14 protein-coding genes are annotated in these 15562 nt (G+C 62.1%); 4 read left to right on the top strand and 10 right to left on the bottom strand.

Annotated elements, in window-relative coordinates; translation table 11 throughout:
• Positions 1–40 precede the first annotated feature (40 nt).
• Entirely contained in the window at positions 41–568 is a 528-nt protein-coding gene (locus R1T45_RS11290) for a peroxiredoxin-like family protein (RefSeq protein ID WP_120351378.1), read from the bottom strand.
• Between the two features lie 111 nt (positions 569–679).
• On the opposite strand from R1T45_RS11290, the gene R1T45_RS11285 reads away from it, so the two are divergent.
• Entirely contained in the window at positions 680–1855 is a 1176-nt protein-coding gene (locus R1T45_RS11285; RefSeq protein WP_317390862.1) for an NAD(P)/FAD-dependent oxidoreductase, read from the top strand.
• A 9-nt stretch (positions 1856–1864) separates the two neighbouring features.
• Here the strand turns inward: R1T45_RS11285 and murD are convergent, their stop codons facing one another.
• Positions 1865–3265: a UDP-N-acetylmuramoyl-L-alanine--D-glutamate ligase gene (gene murD, locus R1T45_RS11280; protein ID WP_132444474.1), complete on the bottom strand. Its 1401-nt coding sequence runs from the start codon at positions 3263–3265 to the stop codon at positions 1865–1867.
• 74 nt (positions 3266–3339) lie between these two features.
• Between murD and R1T45_RS11275 the strand changes: the two genes are divergently transcribed.
• Entirely contained in the window at positions 3340–4266 is a 927-nt protein-coding gene (locus R1T45_RS11275) for a glutaminase (RefSeq protein ID WP_120351381.1), read from the top strand.
• Between the two features lie 4 nt (positions 4267–4270).
• Here the strand turns inward: R1T45_RS11275 and mraY are convergent, their stop codons facing one another.
• From mraY to mraZ, 7 genes are read right to left on the bottom strand one after another with little or no spacing between them, the layout of a single operon-like run.
• Positions 4271–5353, bottom strand: a complete 1083-nt coding sequence (gene mraY, locus R1T45_RS11270) for a phospho-N-acetylmuramoyl-pentapeptide-transferase (protein WP_120351382.1) — start codon at positions 5351–5353, stop codon at positions 4271–4273.
• A gap of 40 nt (positions 5354–5393) precedes the next feature.
• The gene (locus R1T45_RS11265; RefSeq protein ID WP_317390861.1) at positions 5394–6827 is read right to left on the bottom strand and encodes a UDP-N-acetylmuramoyl-tripeptide--D-alanyl-D-alanine ligase; all 1434 of its coding nucleotides are present in this window, start codon (positions 6825–6827) and stop codon (positions 5394–5396) included.
• Positions 6824–8305, bottom strand: a complete 1482-nt coding sequence (locus R1T45_RS11260; RefSeq protein WP_317390860.1) for a UDP-N-acetylmuramoyl-L-alanyl-D-glutamate--2,6-diaminopimelate ligase — start codon at positions 8303–8305, stop codon at positions 6824–6826. The genes R1T45_RS11265 and R1T45_RS11260 overlap by 4 nt, the downstream gene beginning before the upstream one ends.
• 12 nt (positions 8306–8317) lie before the next feature.
• On the bottom strand, positions 8318–10105 hold the full coding sequence (locus tag R1T45_RS11255; RefSeq protein WP_317390859.1) for a penicillin-binding protein 2: 1788 nt from the start codon (positions 10103–10105) through the stop codon (positions 8318–8320).
• On the bottom strand, positions 10102–10488 hold the full coding sequence (locus R1T45_RS11250; RefSeq protein ID WP_067935365.1) for a cell division protein FtsL: 387 nt from the start codon (positions 10486–10488) through the stop codon (positions 10102–10104). Before R1T45_RS11250 ends, R1T45_RS11255 begins: the two co-directional genes overlap by 4 nt.
• A 3-nt stretch (positions 10489–10491) precedes the next feature.
• Positions 10492–11475: a 16S rRNA (cytosine(1402)-N(4))-methyltransferase RsmH gene (rsmH, locus tag R1T45_RS11245; RefSeq protein ID WP_317390858.1), complete on the bottom strand. Its 984-nt coding sequence runs from the start codon at positions 11473–11475 to the stop codon at positions 10492–10494.
• A gap of 4 nt (positions 11476–11479) precedes the next feature.
• A complete protein-coding gene (mraZ, locus tag R1T45_RS11240) occupies positions 11480–11971 on the bottom strand; it encodes a division/cell wall cluster transcriptional repressor MraZ (protein WP_317390857.1) in 492 nt (163 codons plus the stop codon).
• A gap of 776 nt (positions 11972–12747) precedes the next feature.
• Here mraZ and R1T45_RS11235 point away from each other — a divergent pair.
• Entirely contained in the window at positions 12748–13515 is a 768-nt protein-coding gene (locus R1T45_RS11235; protein WP_317390856.1) for a hypothetical protein, read from the top strand.
• A gap of 18 nt (positions 13516–13533) precedes the next feature.
• Here the strand turns inward: R1T45_RS11235 and R1T45_RS11230 are convergent, their stop codons facing one another.
• Positions 13534–14598 (bottom strand): Mrp/NBP35 family ATP-binding protein, encoded by a 1065-nt coding sequence (locus R1T45_RS11230; protein ID WP_317390855.1) that lies wholly within the window; start codon positions 14596–14598, stop codon positions 13534–13536.
• 602 nt (positions 14599–15200) lie between these two features.
• Between R1T45_RS11230 and R1T45_RS11225 the strand changes: the two genes are divergently transcribed.
• Positions 15201–15413, top strand: coding sequence for a DUF1127 domain-containing protein (locus R1T45_RS11225; protein WP_317390854.1), 213 nt, complete (start codon positions 15201–15203; stop codon positions 15411–15413).
• Positions 15414–15562 lie beyond the last annotated feature (149 nt).

Here is a 15562-nt window from a genome sequence, read left to right as displayed (position 1 = left end):
GTCTGGCCGCCCTTTCAGGTCGTCGCCTGTGGTCGCCCTATCAGGCGGCCTTGTGGGTGCCGCGCACCGGGTAGCCTTTGTCGCGAACGAACTTGAGGCCGTTCAACAGCCCCTCCAACTCGGGCCGCGCGAAGGGCGCGTTAGAGATGTCGACGATCTGCAGCTTGCCTTCGTCGTTGATGACAAAGGTGGCTGGTTCGGCGAAGGGCCGGTCGGTCTCCTGCGGGCTGCGCGGGTCAGAGATGTAGAGGCCAAGATCGGCCATCTGTTCGAGGCTCAGATCATAGCCGATGGGCAGGGTCAGGCTGTCTTCTTCGGCCATGGATTTGGCCTTTTCCTCGGGGTCGCCCGAAACGGCGATCACATCCACACCGATCTCATGAAACTGGCTTTGCAGCTTTTCCAACTGGGCGAGGTACTTTTTGCAGATCGGGCAGTGCAGCCCGCGGTAGACCACCACCAACTGCCAGTCGCGCCCCTCTTGCGGTTGGCCCAAGGTCAGCGTGCCGCCGCCGAGTTTGGCCACATCGATCTTCGGGAAATCCTGTTCTGCGGTCAATTTGGTCATTCTCTGCTCCTGTTCAAATTGCGTCTTGCCTCCAGCTATGCCGTCAGCGTGAACGGACAACCACTCTCACGTCTTCTTGACCGGGCCTTCGCATTCGGGCAGAGCGCGCCCATGCAAGTTGATACAGCCATCATTGGAGCCGGAGCCGCTGGCATGATGTGCGCGGCCCACACGGGCGGGCGCGTGTTGGTGGTGGACCATGCCAAAGCGCCGGGCGAGAAAATTCGCATCTCGGGCGGCGGGCGGTGCAATTTCACCAATATGTATTGCGAGCCGCAGGCGTTTCTCAGCCAGAACCCGCATTTCGCCAAATCCGCACTGGCGCGCTATACCCAGTGGGATTTCATCGAACTGGTCGATCGCCACGGCATCGCGTGGCATGAGAAAACGCTGGGCCAACTCTTCTGCGATACCAGCGCGAAAGAGATCATCGCCATGCTGCGCGGGTTGATGCAAAAGGCCGGGGTCGATCTGCAATTGCAGAGCAGCGCCAGCAATTTTGCAAAGGCCGATGGCCACTTTACCTTTGATTTGCAAACACCTGATAAGACAGTGAAAGTTACCGCGCGCAGCCTTGTAATCGCCACCGGCGGCAAGTCGATCCCCAAGATGGGCGCGACCGGCATCGCCTATGACATCGCGCGTCAGTTCGGCCTGAAGGTGACCGATACACGCGCCGGTCTGGTGCCTTTCACCTTTGCCGAAGGCCGCTTTGCGCCGCTGGCCGGTGTGGCGACCCCTGCGCGCATCACTGCCGGGGCCACTGGCTTTGACGAGGCGCTGCTGTTCACCCACCGTGGCCTCTCTGGCCCCGCGGTTTTGCAGGCGTCGTCTTACTGGCAAGAGGGCGCGCCGATCACGGTGAACCTTGCCCCCGAGGGCACTCTGTTGGACGCCCTGCGCGATCAAAGGCAGCTTGCGGGGCGGCGGAACTTTACCACCATCCTCGCGCAGCACCTGCCCGCGCGGTTGGTGGACTATTTAGGCCAAGAGTTTGACCTCTCAGGCAACTTGGCGGATTGGTCCGACGCACGGCTCATCGCCTTTGTGGAGGCGTTGCAGAACTGGCAATTGCACCCCGGCGGCACCGAAGGCTATCGCACGGCTGAGGTCACTTTGGGCGGTGTGGATACCGATGCGCTCTCGTCCAAAACCATGGCGGCGAAGGACGTGCCCGGTCTCTATTTCATCGGCGAAGCGGTGGACGTGACCGGCTGGCTCGGCGGGTATAACTTCCAGTGGGCCTGGTCCTCGGGCATGGCCGCGGCGCGGGCGATTAGCGGCTAGGCGCGCGGATTACTCCGAGAGTGCCTTTTGCACCTGCGCCACGAAATCCTCACCACGCCGTTCGAAATTGTCATATTGATCGAAACTTGCCGCAGCCGGGGCGAGCAGGACAACATCGCCTTCCTCCGCCTCTGCCGCAGCCCGCGCCACGGCTTTCTCCATCGTGCCGCAGACTTCGGCTTCGGTCGTCAACTGCATGGCGAAATGCGCGGCCTCGCGGCCAATGACATAGGCCTTGCGTACCGCGCCTTGGGCCTCTGCCAACCCTTTCAGCCCGCCCTCTTTCTCCAACCCGCCGCAGATCCAGCGGATGTTGCGGAAAGCGGCCAGCGCCTTGGCCGCGCTGTCGACATTGGTGGCTTTGCTGTCGTTGACAAAGCGCACGCCATTCGCCTCGGCCACGGTCTGGCTGCGATGGGGCAAGCCGCCGAAACTGTGGAACGCCGCCTCAATCACGCGCGGGGCGAGGCCAAGCGCGCGACAGGCGGCATAGGCTGCACAGGCGTTTTGATGGTTATGCGAACCCGGCAGCCCCTGAATGCTGCGCAGATCGATCGAGCCGACCTGTTTGCCACGGCGGTATTCGCTCAAGAACCCCTTTTTGGCAAAGACCTGCCAGCCGGGGCCAGAGAGTTTGGTCTCCGCACTGATGCGGATCACCCGGTCATCGCTTGGTCCCTCGCTCATTTGCCCGGCGAGGAAACGGCCCTCGGCCTCGTCCACACCGATCACCGCGCGGTCTGGCCCGCCTTCGGAGAACAGCCGACGTTTCGCGGCGTAGTAGCCGCCCATGCCCGCGTGACGGTCCAAATGGTCTGGGCTGAGATTGGTAAAGACCGCCACATCAGGCGTTAGCGCGCGGGCAAGTTCGGTCTGATAGCTGCTGAGTTCCAACACCACGACCTCGCCATCCACGGCAGGGTCGAGGTCCAAGACCCCGCGCCCGATATTTCCCGCCAATTGGCAGGGCCGCCCGACATGCTCAAGAATATGATGGATCAACGCCGAAGTGGTGGATTTGCCGTTCGAGCCGGTCACCGCCACGACGCGCGGTGCGACATCGTAGTGATCCCATGCCAGTGTCGCAAAACTTTGGAAAAACAGGCCGATGTCATTGTCCACCGGCACGCCTGCGTCGAGGGCAGCGGCGACCACCGGGTTCGGCGCGGGGTAGAGGTGCGGAATGCCGGGGCTGACGATCAGCCGGGTGATTTTATCAAGCGCGCCGGGGGTGTTGAGATCGACACAGGCGAACCCCTCCCGCTCGGCCCGTGCGCGTGCTGCCGGGTCATCGTCCCAACAGCTGACCTTGGCCCCGCCCGCCTGCAACGCGCGTGCCGCACTCAGGCCCGAGCGGCCCAATCCCAGCACCGCCACGCGTGCGCCTTCCAAGCCCTGTACTGGAATCATCTGCAATCCCCTGATACCCGTTGACCCCAGAATGGGGGCATGATGCGCTCATCACAAGCCAGAGGTCGCCAAAGATGTCCAGCCCCGCGAAACCCGACCTTAACGATGTGTTGCCGCGCCTCAATGACATGATGCGCGAAGACGACCATTGGGGCGACGTGGCGGCCTATATTCCGCAACTGGCTACGGTGGACCCGGCACAGTTCGGCATCGCGGTGGTGACGGCGGATGGCCAGTGCCATGTGGCGGGCGATACGCAGGTGCCCTTTTCGGTGCAGTCGATCACCAAGGTCTTCACGCTCGCCATCGCCCTTGGCCGGTCGGGCGACCAACTGTGGCACCGTGTGGGGCGCGAGCCTTCGGGGCGGGCGTTCAACTCCATCGTACAGCTTGAGCAGGAACAGGGCCGCCCGCGCAATCCGTTCATCAACGCTGGCGCGATTGTTACCACTGACGAGGTTCTGGGCAACCGCGAGCCGCGCGAAGCACTGGCCGAGATCATGCGCTTCGTGCGGGAAGCTGCGGGCACAGATGACATCCACATCAACGACACCGTCGCCGCATCAGAGACCGATTTCGGCCACCGCAATTTCGCGCTGGCGCATTTTCTAAAATCCTACGGCAACCTCATCAACGCGCCGGAGCGGACGCTTGGCACCTATTTCCACCACTGCGCGATGGAGATGACGGTACAGCAGCTTGCCATGGCGGGGCGCTTCCTGATCGAAGCGCCGGACGTGCCGCGCTTGGTCGCGCCAAGCCGCATCCGGCGGCTGAACGCGCTGATGCTGACCTGTGGACATTACGATGGGTCGGGCGATTTTGCCTACCGCGTGGGTCTGCCGGGCAAATCCGGCGTGGGCGGCGGCATTCTGGCCATCGTCCCGGGGCGGGCCAGCATCGCGGTCTGGTCACCGGGGTTGAACCGTTATGGCAACAGCCAAAAGGGCACCGAAGCACTGGCCCTTTTGGCGCGTCACATGGATTGGTCGATCTTCTAAGCGCTTAGCGCACCTTGAGCGTCGCCAGCCCCAGCAGGGCGAGGATCAGCGAGATGATCCAGAAGCGGATCACGATCTGCGGCTCGGCCCAGCCCTTTTTCTCATAGTGGTGGTGGATCGGTGCCATCAGGAAAACCCGTTTGCCGGTGCGTTTGAAGTAAAGCACCTGCACGATGACCGACAGCGCCTCGACCACGAAAAGCCCGCCGACAATCGCCAGCACCAGCTCGTGTTTCGTGGCCACGGCAATCGCGCCCAAAGCGCCGCCGAGTGCCAAGGAGCCGGTGTCGCCCATGAAGACGGCGGCGGGCGGCGCGTTGTACCACAGGAACCCGAGGCCACCCCCAAAGAGACCGGCGGTGAAGATCAGGATTTCCCCCGTGCCCGGTACATAGTGCACATCGAGATAATCGGTGAAGTCCACCCGGCCCACGGCATAGGCAATGACGCCAAGCGCGCCTGCGGCAATCATCACCGGCATGATGGCCAAGCCATCCAGCCCGTCGGTAAGGTTCACCGCATTGGCCGAGCCGACGATGACGATGATCGCGAAGGGCACAAACAGCACGCCGAGGTTGATCAGCGTGTCTTTGAAGACCGGCAGGGCAAGTTGGTACTGCAACTCTGTCGGATGGTATTGCGCGGCCCAGTAGCCGGCGATGCCCGCAATAAGAAAGCCCAGCAAAAGCCGCACCTTACCCGGTACCCCATCGGTGTTTTGCTTGCTGACCTTGGCGTGGTCGTCGGCATAGCCGATGGCGGCAAAGCTCATCGTGACGAAAAGCACGAGCCAGACGAAAGGATTGTCGAGCCGCGCCCAAAGCAGGGTCGAGGTCAACAAGGCCCCCACGATCAGCAGCCCGCCCATGGTGGGAGTGCCCGCCTTGGCGAAGTGCCCCTCGGGGCCGTCATCGCGGATCGGTTGGCCCTTGCCCTGCCGTTTGCGCAGCACTTCGATCAGCGGTTTGCCAAAGATAAAGCCAAATACCAATGCCGTTAGAAACGCCCCGCCCGCGCGGAAAGTGATATAGCGAAACAGGTTAAAAAAATCGCCGCCATCCGACAGCAGCGTCAACCAATAGAGCATATATCGCGTCCTAACTCATCATGTTGGGGTTATTCGCCGATCAGGCGGTCGGAACCGGATGGCCCATTTTGCGGATGGCGTCAACAATACTGCCCAGCTTCATCGAAAGCGACCCTTTGATCAGCACGACATCGCCGGAATCGAGACGTGCGCGGAGTCCTTGCAACATCTCTTCGGCGGTCTCGGTCCAGTCGCCGCGCTGGTGTTCGGGCAGGTTGTCGTAGAAGGCTTTCATCAACGGGCCGACGCAATGCACCACGTCAAGCGCGCGGGTGGCCTCCAGATCGGCCAGCCCCGCATGCAGCGCCAACGCCTCGGGGCCGAGTTCTTTCATATCGCCGACAAAAGCGATCCGCCGCCCCTTGCTGACGCGCCCGATGTCATGGGTCACTTCCGAGGCCGCCAGCACCTCTAGCGCCGCGGCCATGGAGGTCGGGTTAGCGTTATAGCTGTCGTCGATCAACTCCAGCGCCAGATAGGTATCCACGGGGTCCAGTTGGATGCGCTCGCGCACCCCGCGTCCGGCATAGGGCGACCAGCGGCCCAACGATTGCACCGCCAGCGCCCGATCCGCGCCAAGCGCCTCGGCCAGTGCCAGTGCGCCGAGCGCGTTCATGGCAAAGTGCCGTCCCGGCGTGGCGATTTTATATAGCAGCGGTGCGCCTTCGACCTCGGCTTGGGCCACGGTGGCATCGCCCTGCACCTTGACCTCGCCCAGCTTGTAATGATGCCCCTTCTGGCCGAAGGTCGTCTCTCGCAGGCCCCGGTCCACGGCTTTGGACAATACGATATCGCTGTGCGCGTGGTCGGCGTTGATCACCGCCACGCCGCCCGGCTCCATGCCGTCAAATATGCTGGCCTTTTCCACCGCGATGGCAGCGACATCCTTAAAGGCTTCGAGGTGCACGGCGGCAACATTGGTCACCATCGCCCCGTCGGGCCGCGCCTGTTTGGCGAGCGGTGCAATCTCTCCGGGGTGGTTCATGCCGATCTCAATCACCGCATAATCGGTATCGCGTGGCATCCGCGCGAGTGTTAGCGGTACGCCCCAATGGTTGTTGTAGCTGTCGACGCTGGCATGGGCGCGACCCTGATCGCCAAAGATCGCCAGCAGCATTTCCTTGGTCGAGGTTTTGCCAACGCTGCCGGTCACCGCCGCCACCTTGGCCTGCGGACCAAGCCGAGCGCGCCCTGCCCGGCCAAGCGCTTCGAGCGCTGTTTGCACATCATCGACGATCAAAAGCGGCGCATCTTGCGCCACGCCTTCGGGAATATGGGTCACCAAAGCCGCTGCCGCGCCATTATCAAGCGCTTGCGCCACGAACTCATGCCCGTCCCGCGCGGCCTTGAGGGCCACGAAGAGATCGCCGGGCTGCAAGGTCCGCGTGTCAATCGACACACCGTTGCAGGCCCAATCGCCCTGCGCGTGCCCCCCCGTGGCTTCCGCCGCTTCTGTCGCTGTCCAAAGGCTCATGCCAATCTCCCGTCCAGTGCCGCCACGGCCACGCTGGCCTGTTCCACATCGTCAAAAGGCAGCACGTCATCGCCAACGGTCTGCCCGGTTTCATGGCCCTTTCCCGCGATCAGCAGCGCGTCGCCCGGCTCCAAAGCATCGACGCCGCGCAGGATGGCTTCTGCCCGGTCGCCAACCTCCATCGCGTCGGGTGCGCCGCCCAGCACGGCGGCACGGATGCTTGCCGGGTCTTCGCTGCGCGGGTTGTCGTCGGTGACAATCACCATATCCGCATTCTCGGCCGCTGCCTGCCCCATCAAGGGGCGCTTGGCCCGGTCTCGGTCCCCGCCCGCGCCCACGATGGCAAGGAGCCGTCCCATGACATGCGGGCGCATGGCGGCGAGTGCGGTGGCCACGGCATCGGGCGTATGGGCGTAGTCCACAAACACCGCCGCGCCATTGTCGCGGGTGGCGGCAAGCTGCATCCGGCCCCGCACGGTGGTGAGATGCGGCAGTGTGTCAAAAACCTCTTGCGGGTCGGCCCCGCAGGCGATGACCAGCCCGGCGGCCAGCAACACGTTATCGCCCTGAAAACCGCCGATCAGATTAAGCCGCTTTTGATAGGTCTTGCCGCGCCAGCTAAAGCGCAAGTCTTGCCCGGTTGCGTCGAAACGCTGGCCCTGCAAATGCAGATCGCCCCCGTCCCGGCCCACGGTGATGACCTCACAGCCGCGCGCGCGGGCGATGGCGGCGGTGTCGACGCCTTTTTCGTCGTCAATATTGACCACTGCGGTGCCGTCTTCGGGCAAGACGCGGGCGAAAAGCGCGGCCTTTGCGGCGAAATAGGCCTCGAATGTTTCGTGATAATCAAGGTGGTCTTGGGTGAAGTTAGTGAACCCCGCCGCCTTGAGCGTCACCCCGTCCAAACGGCGCTGGTCAAGCCCGTGGCTTGATGCCTCCATCGCCGCATGGGTGATGCCGTTCTGTGCGGCCTCGGCCAGCGTGCGGTGCAGGGTGATCGGCTCGGGCGTGGTATGCGCCAGCGGTGCGGCCCATGCGCCCTCGACCCCGGTGGTGCCAAGGTTCACGGCAGGCAATCCCATCTCAACCCAAATCTGGCGCACAAAGGTCGAGACCGAGGTTTTTCCGTTGGTGCCAGTCACGGCAATCATCGTGGCGGGCTGGCCGCCGAACCACAGAGCCGCCGTCCGCGCCAGCGCTTCGCGCGGGGAGTCGGAGACCACCAGCGCCGCGTCAGAGCCCGCCAGTTCCTCGGCGGCGAGTTTCGCCCCTGCCGCGTCGGTCAGCACCGCCGCCGCGCCCATCCGCAGGGCGTATTGAATGAACTCTGCCCCATGCACGCGGCTGCCCGGCATGGCGGCGAAGAGCGTGCCTTCGCGGACCTCACGGCTGTCCACGGCGATCCCGGTGATCATGGGGTTGGCCCCCGCCCGCGCGGTCAGCCCGAGGGAGGAAAGGGGTACGGCCCGGTCGGTCATAGAGATGTCTTTTCAGTTGCTGCTGGTCAGCGTTAGCACAGCGTCGTTCACCGGTTCAACAGCCGGGCGTAGCCCCAGCAAAGGCGCGATGCGGCGGACCATCTCAGCGGCCACGGGCACGGCTGTCCAACCCGCCGTGCGGCGCGGTTTCGGCCCAGAGGTTTCCACCGGTTCGTCCAAGGTGACGATCAGCACATATTTGGGGTTATCGATGGGAAAGATGCTGGCGAAAGTGTTGATCACCTTGTCCTCATAATAGCCACCAGTTGGCTTGGGCTTGTCCGCCGTGCCAGTCTTGCCCGCGATCTGATAGCCGGGCACCTCGGCAAAGCTCGCCGTGCCATCGGTGACGACCTTGCGCAGCATATTGCGGGCCTGTGCTGCAGTCTCTTCCGACATGACGCGGGGGCCGAGCTGGGGGGCGGATTGTTTCAGCAGCGTGGGCTTCACCACGCGCCCGCCATTGGCGATGGCTGCATAGCCCGCGGCAAGGTGCATCGGCGTGCTCGACAGGCCGTGACCATAGGAGATCGTGACGCTCGACAATTCGGTCCAGCGGCTCGGCAACAGCGGCTTCCCGCCCGAGGCTTCGACGATCTCAAAGGGGGTAGGTTCAAAGAAACCAAGGCTTTTGAGGAACTCTTGCTGCCGCTCGATGCCGATTTCCAGTGCCATCCGGCCTGTGCCCCGGTTCGAGGAATGCACGATGATGTCGGCGACGCTCAGCTTGCCGTAGTTCTTGTTGCGGAATTCACCGATGCGGAAACCGCCAACCTTCATCGGGCCAGAGGTGTCGATGATCGTGTCGGCGTTGAACAGGCCCAACTCCACCGCCTGAGCTGCCGCAAAGATTTTGAAGGTCGAGCCGAGCTCGTAAACCCCCTGCACCGACCGGTTGAACAGCGGGCTGTCAGACGCATCCCCTTGGGTCAGCGGACGCGGGCGGTTGTTGGGGTCGAAATCAGGCAGCGACGCGACCGAGATCACTTCGCCAGTGTGCACATCCATCAGAATGCTGGTTGCACCCTTGGCGTTCATCAGCTTCATGCCGCCATAGAGCACCCGCTCAGATGCCGCTTGCACGGTCAGGTCGAGCGACAGCTCCAACGGTTTCGCGCCATTGGCCGGGTCGCGCAGGTAGTCGTCGAAATATTTCTCGGCCCCCGCGACGCCGATCACCTCGGCGGCGTGGACGCCTTCTTTGCCGTAACTCGCCCCGCCGAGCACATGTGCGGCCAGCGAACCGTTTGGATAAAGGCGCATGTCGCGCGGTGCGAACAGCAGCCCCGGATCGCCGATATCATGCACGGCCTGCATCTGCTCTGGGCTGATTTTCTTCTTTATCCACAGGAACTTACGCTTGCCTGTGAAGTCCTTGATCAGACGCTCTTCCTTGAGGTCGGGAAAGATTTTGACCAGCTTCTTCGCGGCCATCTCAGGGTCGATCATGTGACGCGGCTGCGCATAGAGCGCATGGGTCTCGAAATTGGTGGCCAGCAGGTTGCCGTTACGGTCGGTGATATCCGCGCGCGAGGCCGAGATCACGGCCCCCGGCGCATGGCCGCGTGGCTCGGAAGGCTCTGACATCGCCAGCAGACCCATGCGCCCGCCGATCACGGTGAAGGCACAGAGGAAACAGACGCCAAGGACCAACAGCCGCCCTTCGGCACGCATCCGGGCCTTGTCGCGCATTTGCTCATGGCGGATGCGCTTGTTCTCACGCTCGATCGCGTCGGGGTTTTCGCCCTTTTCGCGGGCGTCGAGGATGCGGGCCAATGGGCGAAGCGGGGTGCGGATCATTCGAAGTCCTCCTCGGACTCATCCGCGCCGGTGAGCGCGTCGTAATTCATGGTCGAGACATCCACAGGATCGGTGATCGGCAGCAGTTCGGACGGCGGCTGCGGATAGGCCACCTGATCGACCTGACCGAATTGGCCGGGATGCAGTGGCAACAGGCCGAGGCGGTCAAAGTTCAGATCGGCCAGATCGCGCAGCCGGTCAGGGCGGTTTTGGAACGCCCATTCGGCGCGCAGCACCGCCAGACGGGCATGGGCGGCGCGGATATTGGCATGTAGCCTGTCGGCATCGCTCAGGGCCTGCTGGGTCGCGTAATTCTCGCGGTAAGCCCAGAAGGCCAGCCCAACCACGGCAATGGTGGTGAGGATATACATCACCGTGCGCATCTCTCAGATCCCCCTGACCATCGGCATGCCGATGGATTTCGCATCAATCTCACCACTGGGCGCATCGGTGCGCGTGGCAACCCGCAGTTTGGCCGAACGGCTGCGCGGGTTTTCGTCCAATTCCTGCGCATCAGGCCCGATTGCCTTGCGGGATTTGAGTGTAAACTGCGGCGGCGCCTGTTCAAGCGCCGGGGCAAAACGGTTAGCATTGCCCCCGGCCCCTGCCCGCGCGGTGAGGAAGCGTTTGACCATGCGGTCCTCGACCGAATGAAAGGTCACCACAGCCAGTTTCCCGCCCGGCTTTAGCGCGCGCTCTGCGGCCATAAGCCCTTGGAACAGCTCGCCATATTCATTGTTCACCGCGATGCGCAGCGCTTGGAAGCTGCGCGTGGCGGGATGGCTCTGGCCGGGCTTGGAACGTGGCAGGCAGCCTTCGACCAGTTTGGCCAATTCCAATGTGGTGGTGATCGGCGCGTCTTCTCGGGCGCGGACAATCGCCTTGGCGATCCGGCGGGAGGCGCGTTCTTCACCATATTGAAACAGGATGTTGGCGATGATCTCTTCTTCGGCCTCATTCACCAGATCAGCCGCCGAGGGGCCGTCTTGGCTCATCCGCATGTCGAGCGGGCCATCCTTCATAAAGGAGAACCCACGCTCGGCCTGATCAAGCTGCATCGAAGAAACGCCGAGATCCAGCACCACCCCATCAAGATCTTGGGCATATTCATCCATGCGCGAGAAGACGCCCTGCTGCATGGTGATGCGGTCACTGTAGTCGCCCGCCCATTCCGCTGCCATCTCGAACGCCAGAGGGTCACGGTCCACCGCGATCACACGCGCGGCCCCGGCCTCTAGAAAGCCACGGGTGTAGCCGCCCGCGCCAAAGGTACCGTCAAGCCAGACCCCTTCCACGGGCGCCACGGCGTTTAGAATAGGACGCAGCAGAACGGGGGTGTGAGGGGCGGAAGGGTCAGAGGCAGCAACCATTCCGTCAGACCTCCATGTCACCATCAAGGAACGAGAGCGGGTCGACATCGTCGGGCAGTTCTTGCTGCCAGGATTCTTCCTCGGTCTCGTAGGTTTCGGGCTTCCAAATCTGGAAGGTGTCACCGGCAGCGATAAAGAACGCCTCGCCGTTGAGATCAATTTTGTTGCGCAGCTTGGCGGGCAGCACCAAACGGCCTGTCTCATCTACCGTGGTCGGGAAAGACTGGCCGTGGAACAGACGCTGAAGCGCCTTACGCTGCATGGAGCCGCGCGGCATGCGGTCGATCTTGGCGTCGACCTCTTCGATGGCTTCCATCGTGTAGCATTCAAGGTAGTCGCGGCGCTGATCGCCATAGACAATGACCAGCTCAGGGTTGTCGCCGTTTTTCCAGTTCGGATCGCCAGCCTCCAATACACGCCGAAAAGAGGCTGGGATAGACACCCGCCCCTTCGTATCGACTTTGTGTTGGCTTTCGCCTCTGAACCTGCGGCTCACGTTCTGTCCCTGCCTCTTGCGCGTTCGCGCTTAATTCGTTTTTTCGTCTTTCTGCCCTGCCCCGGAAATGGAAACGGCGGGTTGATCTGCTGCCACTGATCAACCCGCCGCCCACGTCCCGCAGCTTGGCGGGGGAAGTCCGACTGCGCGCGCCACCTGGGGGGATGTCTGCTCGCTCACGCGCCGGATCTCTTTGGTCTGATGAAAGCGAGGTGCCTGTATGAAACCTGCTAGGTTTTGATTATTTTTGGGGTCGTTTGCTGCCCCGTGTCCCGTTCTCATCCGATGCACTAGGGATGCCATGGGAATTGATGGGCGTCTACATATTTTTTGGAAATATGCCCAATATTTTGTTTTGCACAGGCTGTGTGAACAACATCTGGTATAACTTTTTGAGCGGAAAATGGCTTAACTTGAGCTTCCTTAGGCCTCAAACACAATATCTTGTTAACGAATTGCGGGCTGCACAAATTCCCACAGTTTCCCACTAAAATTTGCTCACATAGTTATCCACAGGGCGTGTTCGTTGCCTGTTCTGCGGAAACTGTATGGAGGCTTCGGAATGCAGGTCAACTCCCCTGCCCGCGAATCGGCAGAACCCGCCAATAGCGCAAGGCGTGCCCATAATTTCCCAGACTTCCCATGCATTCCCGCGACTTTTCCCATGACGTCCCAGCCGCCCATGCTTTCCCAGCCCTACGCCTCCCTTAACTGACTGCATCTTGCCCTTTCGGCCCACCCACGCCATGTAATGCCGCAAAATGAGGGAGTTCATCATGATCCAAGCCACGGCTCTATTCACCCACGCCCTGAACATGCTGTTTCACGCGCCGTCCACCACGCTGCGGGTGATCCTGCCCGCGGTGCTTTGGGTGATGGGCGCTGCCGCCGTGGCGGGTGTGCTGGCCGGAGATGCGCTTGGGGCGATGGATCAGGTGATCGACAACGCCACACCGCCGCCCACGGATCAACTCTTGATCCTGATCGCCTGCGGTGTGGCCGGCATCCTTGGCTATGCGCTGATGGCCATCCTCTGGCACCGCTACGTATTGCTTGGCCATGATGGGGCCGACCTGCGCCCCGGCGCGCGTCTGTTCGGGGCCTATGTCTGGCGCGCCATCGTTCTGGGCTTCGTCCAGTTTCTTGCGGCACTTCCCATTGGCCTCGCCATGTTGCTCTTGGGCGGGCTGACCGGGTCGAGCCCCGCGGCGCTGCTCTTGATCGGACTGGTGGCGGGCGTGGCCTTCCTATGGCTGGCGCTGCGGCTCAGCCTGGTATTGCCAGCCGCCGCCTTGGGGCACGTTATGTCAGTGCGCGAAAGCTGGCGCGCGACGGAACCGCTGGCAGGCACGCTCTGGGCGCTGGCCGTATTGCTGGCGGTGGTGAACACGTTGTTAGGCGTGATCGCAAGCATGTTGCCGCCCGCCGACCCCGGCCTGCGGCTGATGCTGGATTCAGCGATCTACCTTATAGAGGGGCTGGTTTTCGTCTCGATGCTGACGACACTCTATGGTCATCTGGTCGAAGGGCGCGAACTGGGGTAACCGCCCGCGCCCCAAGTTTCAGGCCATACCGCCGCCGATCAGACCCCGCGCAAGACGCGCATAGGCGTCGGCCATCGGCCCTTCGCCTGCAGCGATCGGCGTGCCGATATCCCCCGCCAGACGGGTGTCGAGATCAATCGGCAGGCTGCCCAGCAGCGGCACCCCCATCTTGTCGGCCTCTGCCGCCACACCGCCATGGCCAAAGATCTCATGCTGAGAACCGCAATCGGGGCAGACGAATGTCGACATATTCTCGATCAGGCCCAGCACGGGGGTCTTCAGCGTCGCGAACATGTCCAGCGCCTTGCGCGCGTCGATCAGGGCCACATCCTGCGGTGTGCTGACCACGATCGCGCCCGACAACTCGGACTTGGTGCAGAGCGTCAGCTGCACGTCACCCGTACCGGGCGGCAGATCGACAAGCAGCACGTCAAGCTCGCCCCATTCCACCTGCCCCAGCATCTGCTGCAACGCGCCCATCAGCATCGGCCCGCGCCAGACCACGGCCTTGCCCTCTTCCAACATGAAACCAATCGACATCATGGTCACGCCATGGGCCTGCAGCGGAATGATCGTTTTGCCGTCGGGGCTGGCAGGGCGTTTATTCACCCCCATCATGCGCGGCTGGCTGGGACCGTATATATCTGCGTCAAGCAGACCCACCTTGCGCCCCGCCCGCGCCAGCGCCACCGCGAGGTTGGAACTGACGGTTGATTTCCCGACCCCACCCTTGCCCGAGCCGATGGCAAGGATGCGCTTCACGCCACTGGGCTTCATCGGCCCCTCTTGCGGTTTGGGGTGCCCACCAATCTTGAGACTGGGCGCTTTCGGGGCGGGGCCATGGGCGGTCAGGGCAACCGATACATCACCTACCCCGGGCAAATCGCGCACCACCTGCTCTGCGGCGTCACGCAGGGGGGCCATCTGCCGAGCGACATCGGCGTTGGGCGCTTCGATGACGAATCGCACTTTATCGCCTTCGACGACCAGCGCGCGGACCAGATCATGGGACAACAGGCTTTTCCCGTCGGGCAGTTGCACCCGCGCCAGCGCCGCTTCGACTTCTGCTTTGGTCACAGACATGCGCAAATTCTCCTCTATTACGGCTTCTGAAATGGCAGGTTCTGCGCCAAGCGCAAGGGGACGGCTATTTTTGCATAGGGATGAGGCGGAATGCCCAAGGATTACGCAGGGGTACCATGTTTTCGCCGCATAGCAGCATTGCAAAAAGAAATATTGTGCACTCGCAGCAATTAGCGCTAACTTAGGTTCATAGGCAGGGCAAAGCGCCCCGCTTTCGGAAAGACCAGACACATTCATCCTCCTCCCGAATGTGTCTGATTTGACCAAGACTTGGATGCATCCCTCCTCCTCCCGGATGCAGCTGAGTTTGGAAAGACCAGACGCTTCCATCCTCCTCCCGGATGTGTCTGTAATTGGCGGCGACATCTACCTCCTCCCAGATGTCGTCGCCCCCTTTCCCCACTCCACCCCCATATGACAGTTTTATGACGTTGCGCCGTTTCGCCGCAGGATCAAAACCGTTTTTAATCAATAAGTTGCGCAGATCCAAACCTATGCGATTTCTGCATAGCGGCATTGACTTTATGCCCGTTGTGCAAATGCAGAAAGAGCGTAAATAGCACGCAACGAGATGATTAACCGATGAAAAAAGAGGCGCCGAAATGGCTTACATGAACACAACAACCGCAAACACAACTTCCGTCTTCGCCCGTATCGGCGGCGCATTCGAAGCACTGGCAACCCGCTACAAACAGAACCGTCTGTACCGTGAAACTTTCGACGGTCTGAGCGCGTTGAGCAACCGCGAACTGGCCGACCTTGGCCTGAGCCGTTCCGAACTGCGCCGCGTCGCATGGGAATCTTCCCGCGGCTAAGCAGAGATAGAGATCGGACGTCAGAACCCCTCCCTGTTCTGCCGTCTGAAAGTCGGGGTGCGCGTCACCTTCCTCCTCCCTGAATGAGGCGGACCCCGCAAGGAGACCCGAAGCCGACCCTCCCTCGACGCTTCGGGCCGACATAGAAA

Origin of the sequence: Sulfitobacter sp. LC.270.F.C4 (assembly GCF_032922545.1) — a bacterium.
GTDB lineage: Bacteria > Pseudomonadota > Alphaproteobacteria > Rhodobacterales > Rhodobacteraceae > Sulfitobacter > Sulfitobacter profundi.
The sequence above is the reverse complement of the archived record's forward strand: the minus strand, read 5'-3'. Positions and strand labels throughout refer to the sequence as shown.

Coding starts and splice junctions, on each gene's coding strand:
- R1T45_RS11260 (WP_317390860.1), bottom strand. CDS start 8,305: ATGACCGACCGGGCCGTACCCCTTTCCTCCCTCGGGCTGACCGCGCGG.
- R1T45_RS11230 (WP_317390855.1), bottom strand. CDS start 14,598: ATGTCTGTGACCAAAGCAGAAGTCGAAGCGGCGCTGGCGCGGGTGCAA.
- R1T45_RS11235 (WP_317390856.1), top strand. CDS start 12,748: ATGATCCAAGCCACGGCTCTATTCACCCACGCCCTGAACATGCTGTTT.
- murD (WP_132444474.1), bottom strand. CDS start 3,265: ATGATTCCAGTACAGGGCTTGGAAGGCGCACGCGTGGCGGTGCTGGGA.
- R1T45_RS11275 (WP_120351381.1), top strand. CDS start 3,340: ATGTCCAGCCCCGCGAAACCCGACCTTAACGATGTGTTGCCGCGCCTC.
- mraY (WP_120351382.1), bottom strand. CDS start 5,353: ATGCTCTATTGGTTGACGCTGCTGTCGGATGGCGGCGATTTTTTTAAC.
- rsmH (WP_317390858.1), bottom strand. CDS start 11,475: ATGGTTGCTGCCTCTGACCCTTCCGCCCCTCACACCCCCGTTCTGCTG.
- R1T45_RS11225 (WP_317390854.1), top strand. CDS start 15,201: ATGGCTTACATGAACACAACAACCGCAAACACAACTTCCGTCTTCGCC.
- R1T45_RS11250 (WP_067935365.1), bottom strand. CDS start 10,488: ATGCGCACGGTGATGTATATCCTCACCACCATTGCCGTGGTTGGGCTG.
- R1T45_RS11285 (WP_317390862.1), top strand. CDS start 680: ATGCAAGTTGATACAGCCATCATTGGAGCCGGAGCCGCTGGCATGATG.
- R1T45_RS11290 (WP_120351378.1), bottom strand. CDS start 568: ATGACCAAATTGACCGCAGAACAGGATTTCCCGAAGATCGATGTGGCC.
- R1T45_RS11255 (WP_317390859.1), bottom strand. CDS start 10,105: ATGATCCGCACCCCGCTTCGCCCATTGGCCCGCATCCTCGACGCCCGC.
- R1T45_RS11265 (WP_317390861.1), bottom strand. CDS start 6,827: ATGAGCCTTTGGACAGCGACAGAAGCGGCGGAAGCCACGGGGGGGCAC.